Annotated in this window: 15 protein-coding genes, 4 tRNA genes and 1 rRNA gene; all 20 read right to left on the minus strand. The window is 59.9% G+C overall.

Going from position 1 to position 22,447, the window contains the following annotated elements:
- Positions 1 to 63 precede the first annotated feature (63 nt).
- Positions 64 to 1,257, minus strand: coding sequence for an elongation factor Tu (tuf, locus tag NH396_RS15460; RefSeq protein ID WP_176678186.1), 1,194 nt, complete (start codon positions 1,255 to 1,257; stop codon positions 64 to 66).
- Positions 1,258 to 1,286: 29 nt separating this feature from the next.
- A complete protein-coding gene (gene fusA / locus NH396_RS15465) occupies positions 1,287 to 3,404 on the minus strand; it encodes an elongation factor G (protein WP_176678187.1) in 2,118 nt (705 codons plus the stop codon).
- A gap of 18 nt (positions 3,405 to 3,422) precedes the next feature.
- Positions 3,423 to 3,893 (minus strand): 30S ribosomal protein S7, encoded by a 471-nt coding sequence (rpsG, locus tag NH396_RS15470; protein WP_043334878.1) that lies wholly within the window; start codon positions 3,891 to 3,893, stop codon positions 3,423 to 3,425.
- Between the two features lie 101 nt (positions 3,894 to 3,994).
- A complete protein-coding gene (gene rpsL / locus NH396_RS15475; RefSeq protein WP_043334880.1) occupies positions 3,995 to 4,369 on the minus strand; it encodes a 30S ribosomal protein S12 in 375 nt (124 codons plus the stop codon).
- A gap of 137 nt (positions 4,370 to 4,506) precedes the next feature.
- On the minus strand, positions 4,507 to 8,748 hold the full coding sequence (gene rpoC / locus NH396_RS15480) for a DNA-directed RNA polymerase subunit beta' (RefSeq protein WP_176678188.1): 4,242 nt from the start codon (positions 8,746 to 8,748) through the stop codon (positions 4,507 to 4,509).
- A gap of 88 nt (positions 8,749 to 8,836) precedes the next feature.
- Positions 8,837 to 12,913 carry a DNA-directed RNA polymerase subunit beta gene (rpoB, locus tag NH396_RS15485; RefSeq protein WP_176678189.1) on the minus strand — a complete coding sequence of 1,359 codons (4,077 nt, stop codon included), beginning with the start codon at positions 12,911 to 12,913 and terminating at the stop codon, positions 8,837 to 8,839.
- A gap of 206 nt (positions 12,914 to 13,119) precedes the next feature.
- Complete coding sequence (rplL, locus tag NH396_RS15490) at positions 13,120 to 13,488, minus strand: 50S ribosomal protein L7/L12 (protein ID WP_043334886.1); 369 nt, start codon at positions 13,486 to 13,488, stop codon at positions 13,120 to 13,122.
- Between the two features lie 92 nt (positions 13,489 to 13,580).
- The gene (gene rplJ, locus NH396_RS15495; protein WP_176678502.1) at positions 13,581 to 14,087 is read right to left on the minus strand and encodes a 50S ribosomal protein L10; all 507 of its coding nucleotides are present in this window, start codon (positions 14,085 to 14,087) and stop codon (positions 13,581 to 13,583) included.
- A 261-nt stretch (positions 14,088 to 14,348) separates the two neighbouring features.
- Complete coding sequence (gene rplA, locus NH396_RS15500) at positions 14,349 to 15,041, minus strand: 50S ribosomal protein L1 (protein WP_176678190.1); 693 nt, start codon at positions 15,039 to 15,041, stop codon at positions 14,349 to 14,351.
- A 2-nt stretch (positions 15,042 to 15,043) separates the two neighbouring features.
- Entirely contained in the window at positions 15,044 to 15,475 is a 432-nt protein-coding gene (rplK, locus tag NH396_RS15505) for a 50S ribosomal protein L11 (protein WP_043334893.1), read from the minus strand.
- A 120-nt stretch (positions 15,476 to 15,595) separates the two neighbouring features.
- The gene (gene nusG / locus NH396_RS15510) at positions 15,596 to 16,129 is read right to left on the minus strand and encodes a transcription termination/antitermination protein NusG (RefSeq protein ID WP_176678191.1); all 534 of its coding nucleotides are present in this window, start codon (positions 16,127 to 16,129) and stop codon (positions 15,596 to 15,598) included.
- Between the two features lie 10 nt (positions 16,130 to 16,139).
- Positions 16,140 to 16,508, minus strand: coding sequence for a preprotein translocase subunit SecE (secE, locus tag NH396_RS15515; RefSeq protein WP_043334897.1), 369 nt, complete (start codon positions 16,506 to 16,508; stop codon positions 16,140 to 16,142).
- 77 nt (positions 16,509 to 16,585) lie between these two features.
- Positions 16,586 to 16,661 (minus strand) — tRNA-Trp (locus NH396_RS15520).
- A 163-nt stretch (positions 16,662 to 16,824) separates the two neighbouring features.
- Positions 16,825 to 16,899, minus strand: a tRNA-Thr gene (locus NH396_RS15525).
- Positions 16,900 to 16,934: 35 nt separating this feature from the next.
- Positions 16,935 to 17,008, minus strand: a tRNA-Gly gene (locus NH396_RS15530).
- A gap of 46 nt (positions 17,009 to 17,054) precedes the next feature.
- Positions 17,055 to 17,138 (minus strand) — tRNA-Tyr (locus NH396_RS15535).
- 109 nt (positions 17,139 to 17,247) lie between these two features.
- The gene (locus NH396_RS15540) at positions 17,248 to 18,087 is read right to left on the minus strand and encodes a type III pantothenate kinase (protein WP_176678192.1); all 840 of its coding nucleotides are present in this window, start codon (positions 18,085 to 18,087) and stop codon (positions 17,248 to 17,250) included.
- Positions 18,084 to 19,064: a biotin--[acetyl-CoA-carboxylase] ligase gene (locus NH396_RS15545; protein WP_176678193.1), complete on the minus strand. Its 981-nt coding sequence runs from the start codon at positions 19,062 to 19,064 to the stop codon at positions 18,084 to 18,086. The genes NH396_RS15540 and NH396_RS15545 overlap by 4 nt, the downstream gene beginning before the upstream one ends.
- Positions 19,065 to 19,155: 91 nt before the next feature.
- Positions 19,156 to 22,050, minus strand: a complete 2,895-nt coding sequence (locus NH396_RS15550) for a DUF2339 domain-containing protein (RefSeq protein ID WP_253064745.1) — start codon at positions 22,048 to 22,050, stop codon at positions 19,156 to 19,158.
- 291 nt (positions 22,051 to 22,341) lie between these two features.
- Positions 22,342 to 22,447 (minus strand): 5S ribosomal RNA (gene rrf, locus NH396_RS15555); the annotation flags it as partial.

Below are 22,447 nucleotides of genomic sequence, written 5' to 3' on the forward strand. Positions count from 1 at the left end.
GTGTCAAACATGCGAGAAAAGGGGGCCCATCAGGGCCCCCTTCTGTGTCAGGTAAGGAGTACCTTACTCGACGATTTTGGCCACGACGCCAGCGCCGACGGTACGACCGCCTTCACGGATAGCGAAACGCAGACCTTCTTCCATGGCGATCGGAGCGATCAGAGACACGACCATCTGGACGTTGTCGCCCGGCATGACCATCTCGACGCCTTCCGGCAGCTCACAGGTACCAGTAATGTCAGTGGTACGGAAGTAGAACTGCGGACGATAGCCTTTGAAGAACGGAGTATGACGACCGCCTTCTTCCTTGGACAGGACGTAGACTTCGGATTCGAACTTGGTGTGCGGCTTGATGGAGCCCGGCTTGGCCAGAACCTGGCCACGCTCGACGTCATCACGCTTGGTGCCGCGCAGCAGGGCGCCGACGTTCTCACCAGCACGACCTTCGTCCAGCAGCTTGCGGAACATCTCGACACCGGTAACGGTAGTCTTGGTAGTGTCACGCACGCCGACGATCTCGACCTCTTCGCCAGTCTTGACCAGACCACGTTCGACACGGCCAGTGACGACAGTACCGCGGCCAGAGATGGAGAAGACGTCCTCGATCGGCATCAGGAACGGCTGGTCGATAGCACGCTCCGGCTCCGGGATGTACGCATCCAGGGCCTTGATCAGGTTGGCAACGGCGGTAGTACCCATGCCGTTGTCGTCCTTGCCTTCCAGAGCCATCAGGGCGGAACCGATGACGATCGGAGTATCGTCGCCCGGGAAGTCGTACTCGCTCAGGAGTTCACGAACTTCCATCTCGACCAGCTCGAGCAGTTCTTCGTCATCGACCATGTCAGCCTTGTTCAGGAAGACAACGATGAACGGAACGCCGACCTGACGGGACAGCAGGATGTGCTCGCGAGTCTGCGGCATGGGGCCGTCAGCAGCGGAACAGACCAGGATAGCGCCGTCCATCTGGGCAGCACCGGTGATCATGTTCTTGACGTAGTCGGCGTGACCCGGGCAGTCGACGTGCGCGTAGTGACGCACTTCGGACTGGTATTCCACGTGAGCAGTGGAGATGGTGATACCACGCTCACGCTCTTCCGGGGCATTGTCGATGGAGTCAAACGCACGCGCGTCACCACCGAAGACTTCTGCAGAGACGCGAGTCAGAGCCGCAGTCAGAGTGGTCTTGCCGTGATCGACGTGACCAATGGTGCCGACGTTGACGTGCGGCTTCGAACGCTCAAATTTTTCCTTAGCCACTGCTATAACCTCTTTCGTTAGCTAATCGGTTACTTCTGATTGATGACGGCTTCGACGATGCTGTTCGGTGCTTCGTCGTATTTCGCAAACTCCATGGAGTAGCTTGCGCGGCCCTGGGTCTGTGAGCGCAGGTCGGTCGCATAACCGAACATCTCACCCAGCGGCACCAGTGCATTGATGATCTTGCCAGTGGAAGAATCATCCATGCCCTGAACGAGGCCACGACGACGGTTCAGGTCGCCCATGACGTCACCCATGAAATCTTCAGGCGTGACGACTTCGACTTTCATGAGCGGCTCAAGCAGCACCGCACCCGCTTTCGGGGCACCGGCCTTGATCGCCATGGAAGAGGCGACCTTGAACGCAGTCTCGTTGGAGTCGACGTCGTGGTAGGAACCATCGAACAGCGTGACCTTGACGTCGATCATCGGATAACCGGCGATGACACCATTCTTGAGCTGCTCAGCGGCGCCCTTCTCGACGGCCGGCACGTATTCCTTCGGAACCGCACCACCGACGATCTCGGACTCGAACTTGAAGGTCATTTCTTCGTCGTCGCCCTTGTCCTCTGCAGTGAGAGGCTCAATGCGAAGCCAGACGTGACCGAACTGACCACGACCGCCGGACTGACGAACGAACTTGCCTTCCTGCTCGACCTTGGTACGGATGGTCTCACGGTAAGCCACCTGCGGCTTGCCGATGTTCGCCTCGACATTAAACTCGCGACGCATGCGGTCGACGAGGATGTCCAGGTGAAGCTCACCCATACCGGAGATGATGGTCTGACCGGACTCTTCGTCGGTCTCGACGCGGAAGGACGGATCTTCCTGGGCCAGCTTGCCCAGTGCAACACCCATCTTTTCCTGGTCGGCCTTGGACTTCGGCTCGACGGCAACGGAGATGACCGGCTCAGGGAATTCCATGCGCTCAAGCACGATCTTGTGATCCGGGTCACACAGGGTGTCACCGGTGGTCACGTCTTTCAGACCGATACATGCGGCGATATCGCCAGCATAGACTTCCTTGATCTCCTCACGAGAGTTGGAGTGCATCTGGACGATACGACCGACACGCTCCTTCTTGCTCTTGACGGAGTTGAAGACGCCATCACCCGACTTCAGCACGCCTGAGTAGACGCGAATGAAGGTCAGGGTACCAACGAACGGATCGGTCGCGATCTTGAACGCCAGCGCCGCGAACGGAGCCTTGTCGTCAGCTTCGCGGGTCTCGATGGTACCGGCCTTGTCGTCAAGCTCACCCTCGATGGCCTTGACCTCAAGCGGAGACGGCATGTATTCGATGACCGCATCCAGAACCGCCTGGACACCCTTGTTCTTGAAGGCAGAACCACAGGTCACGAGGCAGATTTCGTTGGCCAGGGTACGCTGACGCAGCGCAGCCTTGACTTCTTCCTCGGACAGCTCGCCCTCTTCAAGGTACTTGTCCATCAGTTCTTCGGACGATTCAGCAGCAGACTCGAGCATGTGTTCACGCCACTCGGCAGCTGTCTCTTGCAGCTCGGCCGGAATGTCGATCAGCTCGTAGTTCATGCCGTGATTGTCTTCGTCCCAGACAATGGCCTTCATCTTGATCAGATCGATGACGCCCTTGAACTCGTCTTCCGCACCCCAGTTGATCTGGATCGGGACGGCGTTCGCGCCCAGGCGCTTGCGCACCTGATCGACGACCATGAAGAAGTCCGCGCCAGCGCGGTCCATCTTGTTGACGAAGATCATGCGCGGAACTTCGTAACGGTTGGCCTGACGCCAGACAGTCTCTGTCTGCGGCTGGACACCGGAAGAACCACACAGCACCACGACCGCGCCATCGAGAACACGCAGTGAACGCTCGACTTCAACAGTGAAGTCAACGTGCCCCGGAGTATCGATGATGTTGATACGGTGCTCGTCGAACTGCTTGTTCATGCCCTGCCAGAAGCAGGTGGTCGCCGCAGAGGTGATCGTGATGCCACGTTCCTGTTCCTGCTCCATCCAGTCCATGGTGGCAGCACCATCGTGGACTTCGCCGACCTTGTGAGACAGGCCGGTATAGAACAGGACGCGCTCGGTAGTGGTAGTCTTACCGGCGTCGACGTGGGCACAGATACCGATGTTGCGGTAACGCTTAAGTGGAGTCTTGCGTGCCACGGTGAGTATCCCCGTTGTTTAGAAGCGGTAGTGGGAGAAGGCCTTGTTGGCTTCTGCCATGCGGTGCACGTCTTCACGCTTCTTCACAGCAGAACCCTTGCCTTCAGCGGCATCCAGGATCTCGCCAGAGAGGCGCTGCACCATGGTCTTTTCGCCACGCTTGCGCGCAGCGTCCACCAGCCAACGCATGGCCAGTGCCTGACGACGGGAAGGACGAACTTCAACCGGCACCTGGTAGGTTGCACCACCAACACGACGGGACTTCACCTCGACCATCGGCTGGATGGCTTCCAGCGCCTTGTCGAAGAGGTCCAGCGGCTCGTCATTGGAGCGTTCGGCAACACGATCGAGAGCACCGTAAACGATGCGCTCAGCTGCAGACTTCTTGCCGCTGATCATCAGGTGGTTCATGAACTTGGCCAGGCGCTCGCTTCCGAACTTCGGATCCGGCAGAATTTCGCGCTTAGCTGCTACACGTCTTCTAGGCATGATAAGCCCTCAGTAGAAGGGTCCTTCAGGTAAACCCGGGACGCCTCGCGTTGGACGCGACGCCCGACCTTACTCTTATCAGACCGATATTAAACTTTGAATTACGCCTTCGGACGCTTGGCGCCGTACTTGGAACGGCCCTGCTTACGGTTCTGCACGCCAGAGGTATCCAGTGCACCACGAACGGTGTGGTAACGGACACCCGGCAAATCCTTCACACGACCGCCACGGATCAGAACAACAGAGTGCTCCTGAAGGTTGTGACCTTCACCGCCGATGTATGAAGTGACTTCGAAGCCGTTGGTCAGGCGAACACGGCAAACCTTACGGAGTGCGGAGTTCGGCTTCTTCGGGGTAGTAGTGTATACACGGGTACACACGCCACGCTTCTGCGGGCATGCCTGCAGCGCAGGGACGTCGCTCTTGGACGCCTGACGCTTGCGCGGCTTGCGCACGAGCTGGTTAACGGTTGCCATTTGCTTGCTCCAATGGGTTGTACTGCCTTCCAACAACAGGGCAGGATGCACCTGCCCTACTGTTAAAGGCTGCATATTCTAGGGCTTGAGCCACAAGGGCGTCAACCCCGCCGTCAGAGACGGCGGGGCGCAAGACCTCAGAGGTCGTCGTCGTCCGCGTCGAGGGCAGTGAGCTGTGCGCCCAATTCCTGCTCGACGTCCTGTGCCGACGGGGCCGGTGCGAGCGGCAGGCCATCGCGACGGCGGCGACGCTCGTCATGATAGGCCAGGCCAGTGCCCGCCGGAATCAGGCGTCCGACAACGACATTCTCCTTCAGACCACGGAGATAATCGCGCTTGCCGGTGACAGATGCCTCGGTCAGAACTCGCGTGGTTTCCTGGAAGGACGCCGCGGAGATGAACGATTCAGTTGCCAGGCTCGCCTTGGTGATACCGAGCAGGATGCGATCGAACTTGGCCGGGAACTTGCCGTCGGCCTCGAGACGCATGTTTTCTTCGACGACGCGGGCGTATTCCACCTGGTCGCCTGTGATGAAGGTGGAATCGCCGGAATCGGTGATTTCGACCTTGCGCAGCATCTGACGCACGATGACTTCGATGTGCTTGTCGTTGATGCCGACACCCTGGAGGCGATAGACCTCCTGGACTTCGGTGGTGATGTACTTGGCCATTTCCGCAACACCGAGCAGACGCAGGATATCGTGCGGGTTGCTCGGGCCATCGGAGATGACTTCACCCTTCTCGACCGTTTCACCTTCGAAGACGCTGATCTGGCGCCACTTCGGGATCAACAGCTCGAACGGATCACCTTCCACCGGTGTGATGGTCAGACGACGCTTGCCTTTGGTTTCCTTGCCGAAGGTCACGGTACCGGAGATCTCGGCCAGAATGGCCGGCTCTTTCGGGCGACGCGCCTCGAACAGGTCAGCAACACGCGGCAGACCACCGGTGATGTCCTTGTTACCGGACGCCTCCATCGGGATACGAGCGATGACGTCACCCACGCCGACGGCCGCACCATTCTCGGCGGATACCACGGCATTGCCCGGCAGCAGGTACTGGACCGGCGTGTTGGAGCCCGGCAGTGTCACGTGCTTGCCACTGGAATCCACCAGCATGATCATCGGACGCTTGTCACGTGCCGCGGACGGACGCGAGGCGCTCTCGATGACTTCGATGGAGGACAGGCCTGTCATCTCGTCGGTGGTACGGTTGATGGTCTGACCATCTTCCATATCCGTGAACTGCACCTGACCCGCCACTTCGGCGACGATCGGGTGAGTGTGCGGATCCCACTTGGCGACGGCCTGACCGGACTCAACCTTGTCACCATCGCGCACGGATAGCTCAGCACCGTACGGCAGCTTGTAGAACTCGCGCTCACGGCCGTGGTCATCCGCCACTGCCAGTGCGCTGGAACGCGAGACGACGATCAGCTTGCCATCGGCACGCTCGACCGACTTGATGTTGTGCAGACGTACGCTGCCACCATGCTTGACCTGAACGCTATCCACGGCGGAGGCACGCGAAGCGGCACCACCGATGTGGAAGGTACGCATGGTCAGCTGGGTACCCGGCTCACCGATGGACTGTGCCGCGATGACACCGATGGCTTCACCGACGTTGACCTGATGGCCACGCGCCAGGTCACGGCCGTAACAGGCCGAACAGACACCGTGCACGGTCTCACACGCGATGGTGGTACGCACGACAATCTCATCGACGCCCATGGTATCGAGCTGTGCACACCAGGCTTCGTCGAGCAGCGTGCCACGCGGGATCAGGACCTCATCAGAGACCGGATCCACCACGTCCTGCGCCACGACACGACCCAGCACACGCTGGGACAGCGGGACGATGATGTCGCCGCCTTCGATGACCGGGTGCAGAATCAGACCTTCCTGAGTGCCGCAATCCGCTTCGGTGATGACCAGATCCTGGGCGACATCGACCAGACGACGGGTCAGGTAACCGGAGTTGGCGGTCTTCAGTGCCGTATCCGCCAGACCCTTACGAGCACCGTGAGTGGAGATGAAGTACTGGAGTACGTTCAGACCTTCACGGAAGTTGGCGGTGATCGGCGTCTCGATGATCGAGCCATCCGGCTTGGCCATCAGGCCACGCATGCCGGCCAGCTGGCGAATCTGCGCAGCAGAACCACGCGCACCGGAGTCGGCCATGATGAAGACGCTGTTGAAGGAGTCCTGCTCCATCGGCTTACCGTCTTCGTCATTGACCACTTCGCCTTTCCAGTTGACGACGGTCTCTTTCGAGATACCTGACATCATCTCCTTGGCGACACGGTCGTTGGCACGCGCCCAGATATCGATGACCTTGTTGTACTTCTCGCCTGCGGTCACGAGACCGGAGGAGAACTGGTCTTCGATCTCTTTCACTTCGTCTTCGGCCGCGTCGATGATGACCTTCTTCGCGTCCGGAATGACGAAGTCGTTGACACCGATGGAGGCGCCGGACCAGGTCGCGAGACGGAAGCCGGTGTACATCAGCTGGTCAGCGAAGATGACGGTGTCCTTCAGACCGACGCGACGGTACGCCTCGTTGATCAGACCGGAGATGGCTTTCTTCTTCATCACCTGGTTGATCAGCTCGAACGGCATGCCCTTCGGCAGAATGCGGAACAGCAATGCGCGACCGATGGTGGTGTCGTGCAGGGACGTCTTCTCGTACAGCTCGCCGGACTCTTCGTCCTTGAGTGTCTCGGTCAGACGGACCTTGACCATCGCGTGCAGGTGAGCGCTGTGAGTGCCGAAGGCACGCTCGACTTCACCCAGGTTCGCGAAGGCCATGCCCTCACCCTTGGCACCGATCTTCTCGCGGGTCATGTAGTACAGACCCAGCACGACGTCCTGGGACGGTACGATGATCGGCTCGCCGTTGGCCGGCGACAGCACGTTGTTGGTCGACATCATCAACGCACGCGCTTCCAGCTGGGCTTCCAGCGTCAGCGGTACGTGAACGGCCATCTGATCACCATCGAAGTCGGCGTTGTACGCCGCGCAGACCAGCGGGTGCAGCTGGATGGCCTTGCCTTCGATCAGCAACGGCTCGAACGCCTGGATACCCAGACGGTGCAGCGTCGGGGCACGGTTCAGCAGCACCGGGTGCTCGCGAATGACGTCGGCGAGGAAATCCCAGACTTCCGGGGCTTCGCGCTCGACCATCTTCTTGGCGGCCTTGATGGTGCTGGCGTGACCGGAGGCCTGCAGCTTGGCGTAGATGAACGGCTTGAACAGCTCAAGCGCCATCTTCTTCGGCAGACCACACTGGTGCAGACGCAGGGTCGGGCCGACGGTGATGACAGAACGACCTGAGTAGTCGACACGCTTGCCCAGCAGGTTCTGACGGAAACGACCCTGCTTGCCCTTGATCATGTCGGCCAGCGACTTCAGCGGACGCTTGTTGGAACCGGTGATGGCGCGACCGCGACGACCGTTATCGAGCAGTGCATCCACGGATTCCTGCAGCATGCGCTTCTCGTTGCGCACGATGATGTCCGGCGCATTGAGGTCGAGCAGACGCTTGAGGCGATTGTTGCGGTTGATCACACGACGATACAGATCGTTCAGATCCGAGGTCGCGAAGCGGCCGCCGTCCAGCGGTACCAGCGGACGGAGGTCCGGCGGCAGCACTGGCAGCACTTCCATGATCATCCAGCCCGGCTCGTTGCCGGAATAGTAGAAGGCTTCCAGCAGCTTGAGGCGCTTGGACAGCTTCTTGATCTTGGTCTCAGAGTTGGTCTGCGGAATCTCTTCGCGCAGGCGCTCGACCTCTTCTTCCAGCTCGATGTCCTCGAGCAGCGCCTTGATGGCCTCGGCACCCATGCGGGCGTCGAAATCATCACCGAATTCTTCCAGCGCTTCGAAGTACTGCTCATCGTTGAGCAGATGCCCCTTCTCGAGGGTCGTCATGCCCGGGTCGATGACCACGAAGCTTTCGAAGTAGAGCACGCGCTCGATATCACGCAGAGTCATGTCGAGCAGCATGCCGATACGGGACGGCAGAGACTTCAGGAACCAGATATGCGCGACCGGGCTCGCCAGTTCGATGTGAGCCATACGCTCACGACGCACTGCCGCCTTGGTCACTTCAACGCCACACTTCTCACAGATGATGCCGCGATGCTTCATCCGCTTGTACTTGCCACACAGGCACTCGTAGTCCTTCACCGGGCCAAAGATCTTGGCACAGAAAAGACCATCACGTTCCGGCTTGAATGTCCGGTAGTTGATGGTTTCAGGCTTCTTCACTTCACCAAAAGACCACGAGCGAATCATGTCCGGAGACGCCAGGGTAATCTTGATGGCGTCGAATTCTTCGGACTGCGCCTGCGATTTGAGAACTTTCACCAAATCTTTCATGGGTCGCTCCGTTGCGGAGTTGTCATGGGCAAAGCCTGGCTGCTGACACCAGGCTTTGCGGACCGTCAATACTTGTGGCTTTTCGGCGTCAGCCTTCCAGCTCCATGTCGATACCCAGCGAGCGGATTTCCTTCACCAGCACGTTGAAGGATTCGGGCATGCCCGCCTGCATGGTGTGATCGCCATCTACGATGCTCTTGTACATCTTGGTACGGCCTTCCACGTCATCGGACTTGACCGTGAGCATCTCCTGGAGGGTGTAGGCAGCGCCGTACGCCTCGAGGGCCCAGACCTCCATCTCACCGAAGCGCTGACCACCGAACTGCGCCTTACCACCCAGCGGCTGCTGCGTGACGAGGGAGTAGGAGCCGGTCGAACGCGCATGCATCTTGTCATCCACCAGGTGGTTGAGCTTGAGCATGTACATGTAACCGACGGTCACCTTGCGATCGAACTTCTCGCCGGTGCGGCCATCGTAGAGGTCCATCTGGCCGGAATCAGGGATATCGGCCAGCGTGAGCAACTGCTTGATCTCATGCTCCTTGGCACCATCGAAGACCGGCGTTGCCATCGGCACGCCCTTCTTCAGGTTGTGCGCCAGGGTGATGACCTCGTCATCACTGAGCACGGAGAGGTCTTCCTGGCGGCCACCGACGGTGTTGTACACCTTGTCGAGGAACTCGCGGATCTGCTTGACCTGCTCGGCGCGCTCTTCGCGCAGCATGTGCTCGATCTTCACGCCCAGACCCCGCGCGGCCATGCCGAGGTGGGTCTCGAGGATCTGACCGACGTTCATGCGCGACGGGACACCCAGCGGGTTCAGCACGACGTCAACCGACTCGCCATTGCCATCGAACGGCATGTCTTCGACCGGCATGATCGCGGAGATGACACCCTTGTTACCGTGACGACCGGCCATCTTGTCACCCGGCTGGATACGACGCTTCACGGCGACGTAGACCTTGACGATCTTGAGCACGCCCGGTGCCAGATCATCACCCTGGGTGAGCTTGCGCTTCTTGTCTTCGAAGCGCTCGTCCATCTCGCGACGACGGATCTCGAGCTGCTCATCGGCCTGAGCCAGCAGTTCGTTGAGAGACTCGTCCTGCAGACGCAGCTTGAACCACTCCTGGCGCGGCAGTGCTTCCAGGTAGTCATCGGTCAGCACGTCACCCTTCTTGAGCTTCGGACCACCGTTGACGGCCTGACCGACCAGGTTGCGCTGCATACGCTCGAAGGTCGCCTCTTCCGCGATGCGGTAGGTTTCCTGCAGGTCCTTGCGGACCTCGGCCAGCTGCATCTGCTCGATGGAGAGCGCGCGCTGATCCTTCTCGACGCCGTCACGGGTGAAAACCTGAACGTCGATGACGGTAGCCTTCATGCCGGTCGGGGCACGCAGAGAGGTATCCTTAACGTCGGACGCCTTCTCGCCGAAGATGGCACGCAACAGCTTCTCTTCCGGCGTCAGCTGGGTCTCGCCCTTCGGCGTGACCTTGCCGACCAGGATGTCGCCCGGGTTCAGCTCGGCACCGATGTAGACGACACCGGACTCATCCAGCTTGGAGAGTGCGGATTCGCCGACATTCGGGATATCGGAAGTGATTTCTTCCGGCCCGAGTTTGGTGTCACGCGCGACACAGGTCAGTTCCTGGATGTGGATGGTGGTGAAGCGATCTTCCTGCACCACACGCTCCGAGAACAGGATGGAATCCTCGAAGTTGAAGCCATTCCAGGGCATGAACGCCAGACGCATGTTCTGACCCAGGGCCAGATCCCCCATGTCGACGGACGGGCCGTCGGCCAGGATGTCGCCGATGGCGACTTCATCGCCAGGACGCACGATCGGGCGCTGGTTCTGACAGGTATTCTGGTTCGAGCGCACGTACTTGGTCAGGTTGTAGATATCAACGCCGGCTTCACCGCCGATGATCTCTTCTTCCCGCACACGTACGACGATGCGCTTGGCATCGACGGAATCGATGACGCCGCCACGACGTGCCACGGCACAGACGCCGGAGTCACGCGCCACGAAGCGCTCCATACCGGTACCGACCAGCGGCTTGTCAGCCTTCAGGGTCGGAACGGCCTGACGCTGCATGTTCGCACCCATCAAGGCGCGGTTGGCATCATCGTGCTCAAGGAACGGGATCAGTGCGGCAGCGACGGAGACGACCTGACGCGGAGACACGTCCATCATGGTGACCTTTTCCGGCGCCATGAAGGTGGTCTCGCCACGGTGACGAACCTGGACCAGGTCGTCGACCAGGCGGCCGTTCTCGTCGACGGTCGCGGAGGCCTGGGCGATGATGAAATCGCCTTCCTCGATCGCGGACAGATCGACGACATCGTCGGTGACCTGACAATCCACGACCTTGCGGTACGGCGTCTCGAGGAAGCCATAGCTGTTGGTCTTGGAGTAGGTCGCCAGCGAGTTGATCAGACCGATGTTCGGGCCTTCCGGCGTCTCGATCGGGCACAGACGGCCGTAGTGCGTGGCGTGAACGTCACGAACTTCGAAGCCGGCGCGCTCACGAGTCAGACCACCCGGACCAAGCGCGGAGACACGGCGCTTGTGCGTCACTTCGGACAGCGGATTGTTCTGGTCCATGAACTGGGAAAGCTGGCTGGAACCGAAGAATTCCTTCACCGCCGCCGCAACCGGCTTGGCATTGATGAGATCCTGCGGCATCAGGCCTTCGCTCTCGGCCATGGACAGACGCTCCTTGACCGCACGCTCGACACGGACAAGACCGACACGGAACTGGTTTTCCGCCATTTCGCCCACAGAGCGAATGCGACGGTTGCCCAGGTGGTCGATGTCATCGACATCGCCATTGCCGTTACGGATGCCGATCAGCTCCTTCATGACGGTCAGGATATCGTCCTGATCGAGCACGCCGCTACCGGTATCGCTTTCGCGACGCAGGCGACGGTTGAACTTCATGCGACCCACGCCCGACAGGTCGTAGCGGTCTTCGCTGAAGAACAGGTTCTGGAACAGAGACTCTGCTGCATCCTTGGTGGGCGGCTCGCCCGGACGCATCATGCGGTAGATCTCGACCAATGCCTCGAGCTGGTTACGCGTGGTATCCAGCTTCAGGGTATCGGACATGAACGGGCCGCAATCCAGGTCGTTGGTGTAGATGACCTCGAACTGGGTGATCTTGGCCTGCGCCATCTTCTCCAGCAGCTCAGGAGTGATCTCGCTGTTGCTCTCGCAGACCAGCTCACCAGTGGCCGGATCGATCTGATCCTTGGCCAGCACCTTGCCGTACAGGTACTCCATCGGCACTTCGAGACGCTCGAGGCCGGAGGCTTCCATCTGACGGACGTGCTTCTGTGTAATGCGACGACCTTCCTCCACGATCACGCTACCGTCGGCATCCTTGATGTCGAATGCGGCGGTCTCGCCACGCAGACGTGCCGGCACCAGCTCAACGGAGAAGCCGCTGCGCTCGATGTGGTACATCGTGGTGTCGAAGAAAGTGCCGAGAATCTCTTCGCTGGTCATGCCCATGGCACGCAGCAGAACGGAAGCCGGCAGCTTGCGACGACGGTCGATACGGACGTAGACGTTATCCTTCGGATCAAACTCGAAGTCCAGCCAGGAACCGCGGTAAGGAATCACACGTGCGGAGTACAGCAGCTTGCCGGACGAGTGGCTCTTTCCCTTGTCGTGGTCGAAGAACACACCCGGCGAGCGATGCAGCTGTGACACGATGACACGCTCGGTACCATTGATGACGAAGGTACCGTTCTCTGTCATCAGGGGGATTTCCCCCATGTAGACTTCCTGCTCCTTGATGTCCTTGATCGCCTTGTTTGACGATTCCTTGTCATAGATCATCAGGCGCACTTTCACGCGCAGCGGGGCAGAGTAAGTGACTCCGCGCAGCTGACATTCCTTGACGTCGAACGCCGGCGTACCGAAGCGGTAGCTGACATACTCGAGCGCTGCGTTGCCAGAGAAACTGGCAATCGGGAACACGGACTTGAAGGCAGCATGAAGGCCGACTTCCAGGCGCTGTTCTGGCGCCCTGTCCTGCTGGAGAAAGTCGTGGTAGGAATCAAGCTGGATGGCCAGCAGGTAAGGCACATCCATCACTTGGGGCAGTTTGCCAAAATCCTTGCGGATGCGTTTTTTCTCAGTGTATGAGTAAGCCATCTGTATTCCCCAGCTTGTTCACCTTGGGTGACCGATGCGTGGTCGGCTCATCCCTGATGGCGCGGCGATGTCCATCAGGCGCGGACGGCAAGCCTCCCTTGCGGGCTGGCTCGCCGTCATAATTCGTCTTGCAACAGAAAAAGGCTGGTGGCGGAGTCCGCCACCAGCCAGGAAGCTTACGCAGCGTGCGTAGCCTGGAACACGAGTTACTTGAGTTCCACGGACGCGCCAGCTTCTTCCAGCTTCTTCTTCGCTTCTTCAGCGTCTTCCTTGCTCACACCTTCCTTCAGGGTGGCCGGAGCGCCGTCGACAGCTGCCTTGGCTTCTTTCAGGCCCAGGCCAGTCAGTTCACGAACAGCCTTGATGACGTTGACTTTCTTGTCACCGGCGGCAGTCAGAACGATGTCGAACTCAGTCTGTTCTTCAGCGGCTTCACCAGCAGCGGCCGGGCCAGCGACGACGGCGGCAGCGGCGGAAACGCCGAACTTCTCTTCCATTGCTTCGATCAGCTCAGCCACTTCCATGACGGTCATGTCAGCGACGGCGTTGATGATGTCTTCTTTGGTCAGTGCCATTTTAGCAATCCTAAACTTTGCGGAGCAAAGATGCTCGGTCAAACGGAAATCGATTCAGGCTGCACGAGACAGCCAGGAGGTCAAAGCGCTGCTTACGCGGCGGCTTCGGCTTCCTTCTGATCGCGCAGTGCTGCGATAGTACGGACCAGCTTGCCTGCAGAAGCTTCCTTCATGACAGACAGCAGCTTGGACAGTGCTTCATCGCGGGTCGGCAGAGATGCCAGACGGTCGATATTCGCCGCCGGGATGAACTCGCCTTCGTAGGCCAATGCCTTGACTTCGAACGCCTCGACCTTCTTGGCAAATTCCTTGAACAGACGAGCGCCAGCGCCCGGGTGTTCCATGGAGAATGCAAGCAGAGTCGGGCCGACGAAGGACTCGCTCAGTACCTCATAAGAGGTACCGGACAGCGCGCGACGAGCCAGAGTGTTGCGAACAACACGCAGCTGGACGCCCGCTTCGCGGCACTGTTTGCGCAATTCGGTCATTGCACCAACAGTCACACCACGAGAGTCGGCAGCGACTACGGAGAGAGCACCCTTGGCGGTTTCGCTGACCTCAGCAACAATTGCCTTCTTGTCTTCGAGACCTAAAGCCACGGTGTTGACTCCATTTCGTGCCGGGGAACGAATTCCCCAGTGGTTTACCATCTCTCTCACCAGAACTGCGCGGGAGAGTCTTGGAGGATGGCTGCCACCAGCAAGGCTGGGACACCATCTGCGCAGGCTACGCGCAATGCAAGCATCGCGGCGCGATTAAGCCGGCCCCGCCACCGAGATGACAAGGCCAGCGCCTGCGGTCTTTGACGGCGCCCCGCGGCTGAGCACGGGGACCGCAAAGTGAAACATTCTGAGACTGCCTTACGCGTACTTGGCGTGATCGACAGTCAGACCCGGACCCATGGTGCTGGACAGGGTGATCTTCTTCAGGTAGACACCCTTGGAAGTGCTCGGCTTCAGCTTCTTGACTTCGGCCACCAGGGCGTCAATGTTACCCTGAATGGAGTCTGCACTGAAGTCGATCTTGCCGATACCGGCGTGAATGATGCCGTTCTTGTCAGTACGGAAACGCACCTGACCAGCCTTGGCATTCTTCACGGCAGTCGCGACGTCAGGCGTCACGGTGCCAACCTTCGGGTTCGGCATCAGGCCGCGCGGACCGAGGATCTGGCCCAACTGACCGACAACGCGCATGGCATCCGGAGAAGCGATGACGACGTCGAAGTCCATCACGCCCTTCTTGACCTGTTCTGCCAGCTCGTCCATGCCGACCACGTCTGCACCGGCTTCCTTCGCTGCTTCAGCGTTGGCGCCCTGGGTGAAGACAGCGACGCGCACTTCATTACCGGTGCCATTCGGCATTACGGTAGCGCCGCGAACGACCTGATCGGATTTACGCGGATCAACACCCAGGTTCAGAGAGACTTCGATGGTCTCCTTGAACTTGACGGTGGACAGCTCGGACAGCAGTGCGACAGCTTCTTCGACGCTATAGACCTTGCCGGATTCAACTTTCGCGTTGATCGCCTGGGCGCGCTTTGAAATCTTGGCCATGATCAAAGACCCTCCACGTTCAGGCCCATGCTACGGGCAGTACCGGCGATGGTGCGAACAGCAGCGTCCAGGTTGGAAGCTGTCAGATCCGGTTCCTTGGTGGTCGCGATCTCTTCCAGTTGAGCGCGAGTCACGGTGCCGACTTTCTTCTTGTTCGGCTCACCAGAACCGGACTTCAGACCGGCAGCTTTCAGCAGCAGGACGGCCGCAGGCGGCGTCTTGGTGACGAAAGTGAAGCTACGGTCGGAGTAGACAGTGATGACCACGGGAGTCGGGAGACCCGGCTCGACGTTCTGGGTAGCGGCGTTGAACGCTTTACAGAACTCCATGATGTTGACACCGTGCTGACCGAGGGCAGGACCCACGGGCGGGCTCGGGTTAGCTTTACCGGCTGCGACCTGCAGCTTGATGTAAGCCTGTACTTTCTTGGCCATGATAGGACTCCAGTATGGGTGGTAGCGCCTTGCGGCTCCCCGTAAAACCGGGCCGCCTCAGGCGACCCGTCGTGTTGCCGTGATGCTCGTATTCAAACAGGCAGAAGAGTGACCCGAGGATCAGTCCTTCTCGACCTGGGAGAACTCGAGCTCTACCGGCGTGGCACGCCCGAAGATCAGCACGCTGACCTGCAGACGGCTCTTTTCGTAATTCACTTCTTCAACGACACCATTGAAGTCGGCGAACGGGCCATCAGTGACACGCACCGTCTCACCCGGCTCGAAGAGAGTCTTCGGTCGCGGCTTGTCGGTACCGTCCTGAACGCGACGCAGCATGGCGTCGGCTTCCTTCTGGGTAATCGCCGCCGGCTTCTCCGGGGTTCCGCCAATGAAACCCATGACGCGCGGGGTTTCATTCACCAGGTGCCAGGACTCATCATTCATGTCCATCTCGACCAGCACGTAGCCCGGGTAGAACTTGCGCTCGCTCTTGCGGCGCTTGCCGTCACGCATTTCGACGATTTCTTCGACCGGCACGAGAATCTCACCGAAATGATCTTCCATGGCGTAAAGCTTCACACGCTCGTTGAGCGAACGCATGACCTGCTTTTCGAAACCGGAATAGGCGTGTATGACATACCAACGCTTGGACATGGAAACTCCGTTAACTGACGATGCCGGACATCAGCCAGCCGAGGGTGGTATCGATGAGCCATAGCAACAGGCCCACGATAAGCACGGCACCCAGCACGATGGCAGTTGTCTGGACAGTTTCCTGTCGGGTCGGCCAAACGACGCGCTGGATCTCGCGGCGCGCACTACTTGCCAGCTCGACAACATCACGGCCTTTGTTGGTCGTGATCGCCAGAGCAGCCGCGGCAACACCAAGCACGACGACGCCAAGCACGCGATAAAGCAGCGCTTGGTCAGCAAAATAGGCGTTGCCAGCAACAGCCAGCACAAGAAGAATGACAACGACCGACCACTTGAACCCGTCGTGGCGCGCTTCCTGCACCTCGGCGTTCTGTTTCATCAAAGAGACTCCTCAAGGGTGCAGCGATCGCTAGAATCGAGAATCGGTAAGAAGTCGAATACCATCCTGGGGAAGGATGGCAGGCCAGGAGGGAATCGAACCCCCAACCTGCGGTTTTGGAGACCGCTGCTCTGCCAATTGAGCTACTGGCCTGTAACACTTGCGTGTTCCAGAGACTAAAAACAAGGCTGAATGAACAGCGGGCGCCATCATAGCCGAGACAACCCAAACTGACAAGCCTTATCTTTGACCGCGACCTGGGAGGTCGTCGGAAACGAAAAAGACGAGCCAAACCACGACTCGCCTTTCCGTTGTATGGAGCTCGTGGGCGGATTTGAACCGCCGACCTCACCCTTACCAAGGGTGTGCTCTACCCCTGAGCTACACGAGCAAAACCTTTGCGCAATCTCGACTGGCGAGATGAACTGGAGCGGGCAGCGGGAATCGAACCCGCGTCATCAGCTTGGAAGGCTGAGGTTCTACCATTAAACTATGCCCGCTTTCCAACTCTTGCTGCCCTGATGCACGCAGCATCATAAGCGAATCTGGTGGTGGGGGAAGGATTCGAACCTTCGAAGCTTTCGCGGCAGATTTACAGTCTGCTCCCTTTGGCCACTCGGGAACCCCACCATCTGTGACGACGAATCTTACGTCGCTTGGGATACGCTGTCAAGTGCTTGATTTCATTCTACTTCAAGCGCTTGAGGGAATGTATCGCCTCAGAACGGGACGTAGTATGTCAAAGCATCTGGGTGAGCGCAAGCCCTGAGCGAAGTTTTTCTAGATCAGGCACTCGCGGCTGGTCGGGCGCTCCTGACAGGCGCCCTGCCCGTTCGGCAGCGGTCAATGGATGCAGCGCCTCCAGTCCTGCGTACACCATATCCGGCCACAGCGCATGCGGCACCCGCAGACCGCGCGCCACTACCCGCGCGTCACCGCCGGTCAGCAGCAGCGGCAAGGCTACCCCTTCACGATCGCAGACCTCGGCATAGAGGCGATTGACCGCGCTGACAGCCGCCATGTAGATGCCATGATTCACGGCTTCCACGGTATTGCGCCCCGGCGCCAGCAGCGTATCCACTTCGGTATCCGGGTCGATGGCCACATTGCGTGTGCCCAGCTTGAGGCTTTCCTTCATCAAGCGCAGACCCGGGAGAATATAGCCCCCAAGATGCTTGCCTCCCGGCAGCACGAAATCCACCGTGATCGCACTACCGCAATCGACACTGCAACACCCCCCGGTAAGATGATGGCCGGCGAGCGCGCCCAACCAGCGATCGACGCCCAGGCGTTGCGGTTCTTCATAGCCGCAGGTGACGCCCAGCGCCTCCCGCGTCGAGTGCGCGACATGCACGACGCCGACCTGCTTGCGCAGCAATTCCACCGTCTCATCCAGCACCTGCTTGCGCGCCACGCTGGAGATACGCACGGCCGTGACGACATCCAGGTCAGGAATGTCCTCGCCCGGCCGCCATTCCTCTCGCGTCCAGACGGCGCCGCGTGAGCGGATCTCGCTGGAAACGGTGTCCTTGAGACGCCACTTCGACAAGGTATTACCGATATCAAGATCCAGAATCATGAGACGGCGCGCAGACTGATCTCGCCACCGGCGAGAGTGATGGTTTCGCCATTCATGCGCACCTCGAGATTTCCATTGATATCGACACCTTCTGCCACGGCTTCTTCTCGTCTGTCTCCGCGCAGAACCACCACATTACGCCCCTTGAAGGCATTACGCTCATTCCAGCGCGCCTGCCATCCGGCAAAGCCCTGCGACTCGAACTCAGGCAACAGCGCCAGCAACGACTCCATCAGACGCGCGGCATAGCGATTGCGCGAAGCACCGGGAATGATGTCACGTACCGCAGCCACCGGTTGAGTGATCGCCTCGCGTCGGGACGCCGGCAACTCGATATTCATGCCGATACCGATGACGACATCACAGGGGCCGGACACATCACCTGTGACCTCGACCAGAATGCCGGCGATCTTGGGTTGATCCTTCTGTATCTGCAGCAGGACATCGTTGGGCCACTTGAGGCGCGCGGGCAGGCCATCGGCCTCCAGCACCTCCGCCACCGCCACGCCGATCGCCAGACTCAAACCCTCAAGCGATGCGGCGCCTGATTCGAAACGCCAGCCAAGCGAGAAGACCAGGCTGCGCCCCCAGGGAGTCTCCCACTCACGCCCACGACGGCCACGCCCGGCCGATTGCACCTCAGCCAGACAGACCTCGGCATGGCCGGCTCCCTGTCGAAAGCGCTCGCGGATGAAGGTATTGGTCGAGTCCACCGACTCCTCGACGAACAGGCGCGTCAGATGCTTGCGAGTCTCGCGCGGCAGCGCCTCGATGATCTGTTGACCATCGAGCAACTCGATGGGGTTGGCCAGTCGATAGCCAAGCCCCTTGATGGCTTCCAGCGGAATGTCGAGCGCCTCAAGTTTCTTGAGCTGCTTCCAGACCGCCGTACGCGACACCCCGAGCTCTTCGCCCAGGGCCTCTCCGGAGTGGTAGCCACCATCTCCAAGTAGACGAATGAGATCACGGATGGTCATGCGGAGGCCTGCCCCTGTGCAAAAGCGCACATTCTATCGGATTCATGGGCTTGCGAGCCAAGAACAACGACCAAAGATAGCGCTCTTTTCGTCAATCCCGCTCCCCGGCGCGCTTTCCCGCCCCCGCCAGGCGGTTGAACAAGGCGGAAAGCAGCATCAGGACACTGCCCAGCCCCAACCATGAACCTACTCGCCACAGCCCCTCAAGGGTGGCGGTATCCCAGACTCCCACCTTGAGAACTGTCACCACCAGCAACCCCTGCCCCACTCGCTGCCAATGCGTCTGCACCATTCTCGCGCCACTGATCACGAGACCGGCGGAAACGATCAACAGTGCAATGCTGTAGGCATAGAGCTCAGCCTGTTCGACCCCGTGCCAGAACTCCAGCGCATGTCCATGCCAGACATGGCGCAGACTGAGTCCGACCCACAACCCAAGCGCCAGCAGCCCCGCCACCTCGCAAAGGTGACGCAGTCGCGTGCCGGCCCCCGCAAGGTGCCAGACCAGAGCCGCCCCCAATGCTGGTATACCATAGGCAGGCAGCAGCCAATTCACCAGCGGCCAGCGGCCCACATCAGCCCCCTGCCAAAGCGGGTTGTACGCCAATACGACACCCGCAACCCAGATGACTGCTGCCAGCCCTCCAACGCCATAGGCCAATGTGCGATACAAGGCGACATTCTGGACCAAGCCGCTGGCACGCCAGGCATAGCCCGCCGCCACACCACCAAGTGCCAGCACCTGCACGGACAGCTCCGGGAATGAAAGGTGCCCCGTGAAAGGCTGACCATCCGTCAGCAGGTAGCGAACCTCCAGCACGGTCGTGGCAAGCGCCAGCTGTATCACGACCCCTTCCAACCAGCGCTGGACATGCATGCGATGGCGCATGCCATAACTGTTGAGAGCGACACATGCCAGCACCGGCAGGAATATCTGCAGTGGCCAGTGCGCGATATCGGCATAGCTGTCATTCGCTACGCCACACATCAAGCGAACCACGACGCCCCACGCCAGCAAGCGTGACAGTTCAGCAAACACGGAGCGCCCCGCGATATGGCCCTCGCGATACCAGCGCCATTCACAAACGGTCAAACCCAATAGTTGCAGAGCCAGCGCCAGGGTCAGCGATGGCCCCTCCAGCACTGCCACCAGGGCAAGGAATATCCCGGCCTGCGCGGGCAGCCACAGCCCAGCGGCAAGCTGAACACCTTCACGGGCCTGAAAACGCATGGCACCTGCCCAGCACACCAGCCCCCAGATCAATGGCGGCAACCCTGTGTTGATCAGCCTCTCTGCATCGCTCGCCTCGGTCGACCATGGCATGACGCCCTGCCAGAGGGCCAGAGCCCACGCCAGCAGCGGCACCATGGTCGCCAATGCCCACCAACAGGCTTCAAGCGGCCTCTCTGCTCCCTCACCCGCATCATGATGCGGCCGCCAACGCGCCAGCGACAACAGACCGACACTCAATATCAACGGACTGAACATCACGCTGCTCGAATGCGATGCCGTCAAAGCAAGCCCCCACACCAGCAGCCAGAGCCCGTTGCCGGCAACGACCATCGACCACAGCACTGCATGGCGCCGACTAGACCAGGCAATCACCAGCATCGGCAAAAGACTTGCCAGCCAACCCCGCTGCCACAAGGACACACCGGAGCCGGCCACATCGGAAGGCGCCACCAATGAGTCAAAGGAGACGCCATGCACGAGACTGCCCAGCCAGGGCAGCCAGAGCCCCAGCACGACGCTCACTGAGACAAGCCCCCCGGCTAGCCAGTGCCGACGCAGCTCAATAGATGCACGCCAAGGTAACCAGACCGCAAGTGAGGCCTTCGCTTGTCGCCCATTCTTTTCTGTGGCGCCAGTGAATGGATCCCGCTCCCACAGATAACCCAGCGCCAGCACTGCCAGCCAGGCACCACTCCCCCAAGACAACAGCCCCACCAGCAATGTCGTGCCAGAGGAGAGGCCGAAGGGCATCAACAGCAACCACCAGGTGAGTGCCCCCACCAGACCGCCCCAATACAACCAGCTCACCGCAACCTGCCGATACAGCACCCGACACGCCGCCGCGATCACACCCACATGCCCCAGCAACAGCAAGGTTGAGGCCTCCTGCCATTGCTGGTGAATGGGCAGTGCCAAGGGCAGGGCGTATCCACCCAACATGCCCAATGCTGCCAGCCACGGCCCGTGGTGCCGCGCACGCTCCAGCATCCATAGGCTCAAGGCTGCCAACAGTGCGAAGGTAACCGGCATGGACATCAGTGAAAGCAGAAAGTGACCAGCCAACAGACTCGCCGCGAGCACCAGACTACCGGCACCACTGACGGCGCCTGTCAAACTCGATGATTGGGATGTACGCAACCTCATCCACTCAGCCAATACCGTCATGCTCAGGCCGAACCCGAGTCCCAACGCCATCCGTACCCCCGGCCCCAGCAAGCCCTGCTCAAGGGAGTACCCAACGAGCAGGATGCCTGCCATCACCAGAGACAAGGCACCCACAAGAATCATCCAGTGTTCCTGGAGCAGCGTCAGCAGACGTGACATCCCCCCCGGCAGCACTTCTGATGTCTTGCTTGCGGGGTCTGCGCCCTGCCCCACCTCGCCTGAACGACTGGAGGCAGCGCCATGCAACAAACGCTGAAGCAGCCGGTAGGACAGAGAGCGGCCCCCACTGGATGATCCAGCGGCTCGCGAGTCGCTGATCGGTGGTGTTGCACCGAATGCTGCCAGCCCCTCCTGGGGTGGCACTTCGCCAGACGATTTGTCCACACCCCCTTCTCGCAAGGGGGTGTGCATAACCGGAGCGCCATGAGCAGGAAGCTCGCGAGCAAGCCTGACCTCCATGTCGCGTAGTCGCTGCTCCAGCGCCTTGATGCGCAGCATGCTGAGCCACCCCATCAAGGAACCACCCAGTACCAGCAACGCCATCATGACGCCCACCAACATCAGCTCATCCATTGCCCAGTCCGTCACCGAAGAGTCGTGCTCAGAGACTACGGCATTTTGCCTGGCACCTCATGCTGTCTATCTCTCAGTGCCGTATTTGCACATTGAACGCAAAAAGCCCGACTCCTGAGAGGGCCGGGCTTTCTCAATTGATCCTGGGCGCTCTTAGAGCACTGCTCTCAGCGCAAGCTCACTCTACTCAGCATTCTTTGCTCAGCGCAGCTTCTGTCTCGCACACGACTCTTCCTGCGCAACACTTTCCTGAACACAAAGAGAACCGCCCCTGCAGCAAGGCTGCAGGGGCGGTTCGGGATAAGTGCCTGACGATGACCTACTCTCACATGGAGAAACTCCACACTACCATCGGCGCTAAGCGGTTTCACTTCCGAGTTCGGCATGGGATCGGGTGGTTCACGCTCGCTAT

This window comes from Cobetia sp. Dlab-2-AX (assembly GCF_024124625.1).
Taxonomy (GTDB): Bacteria; Pseudomonadota; Gammaproteobacteria; order Pseudomonadales; family Halomonadaceae; genus Cobetia.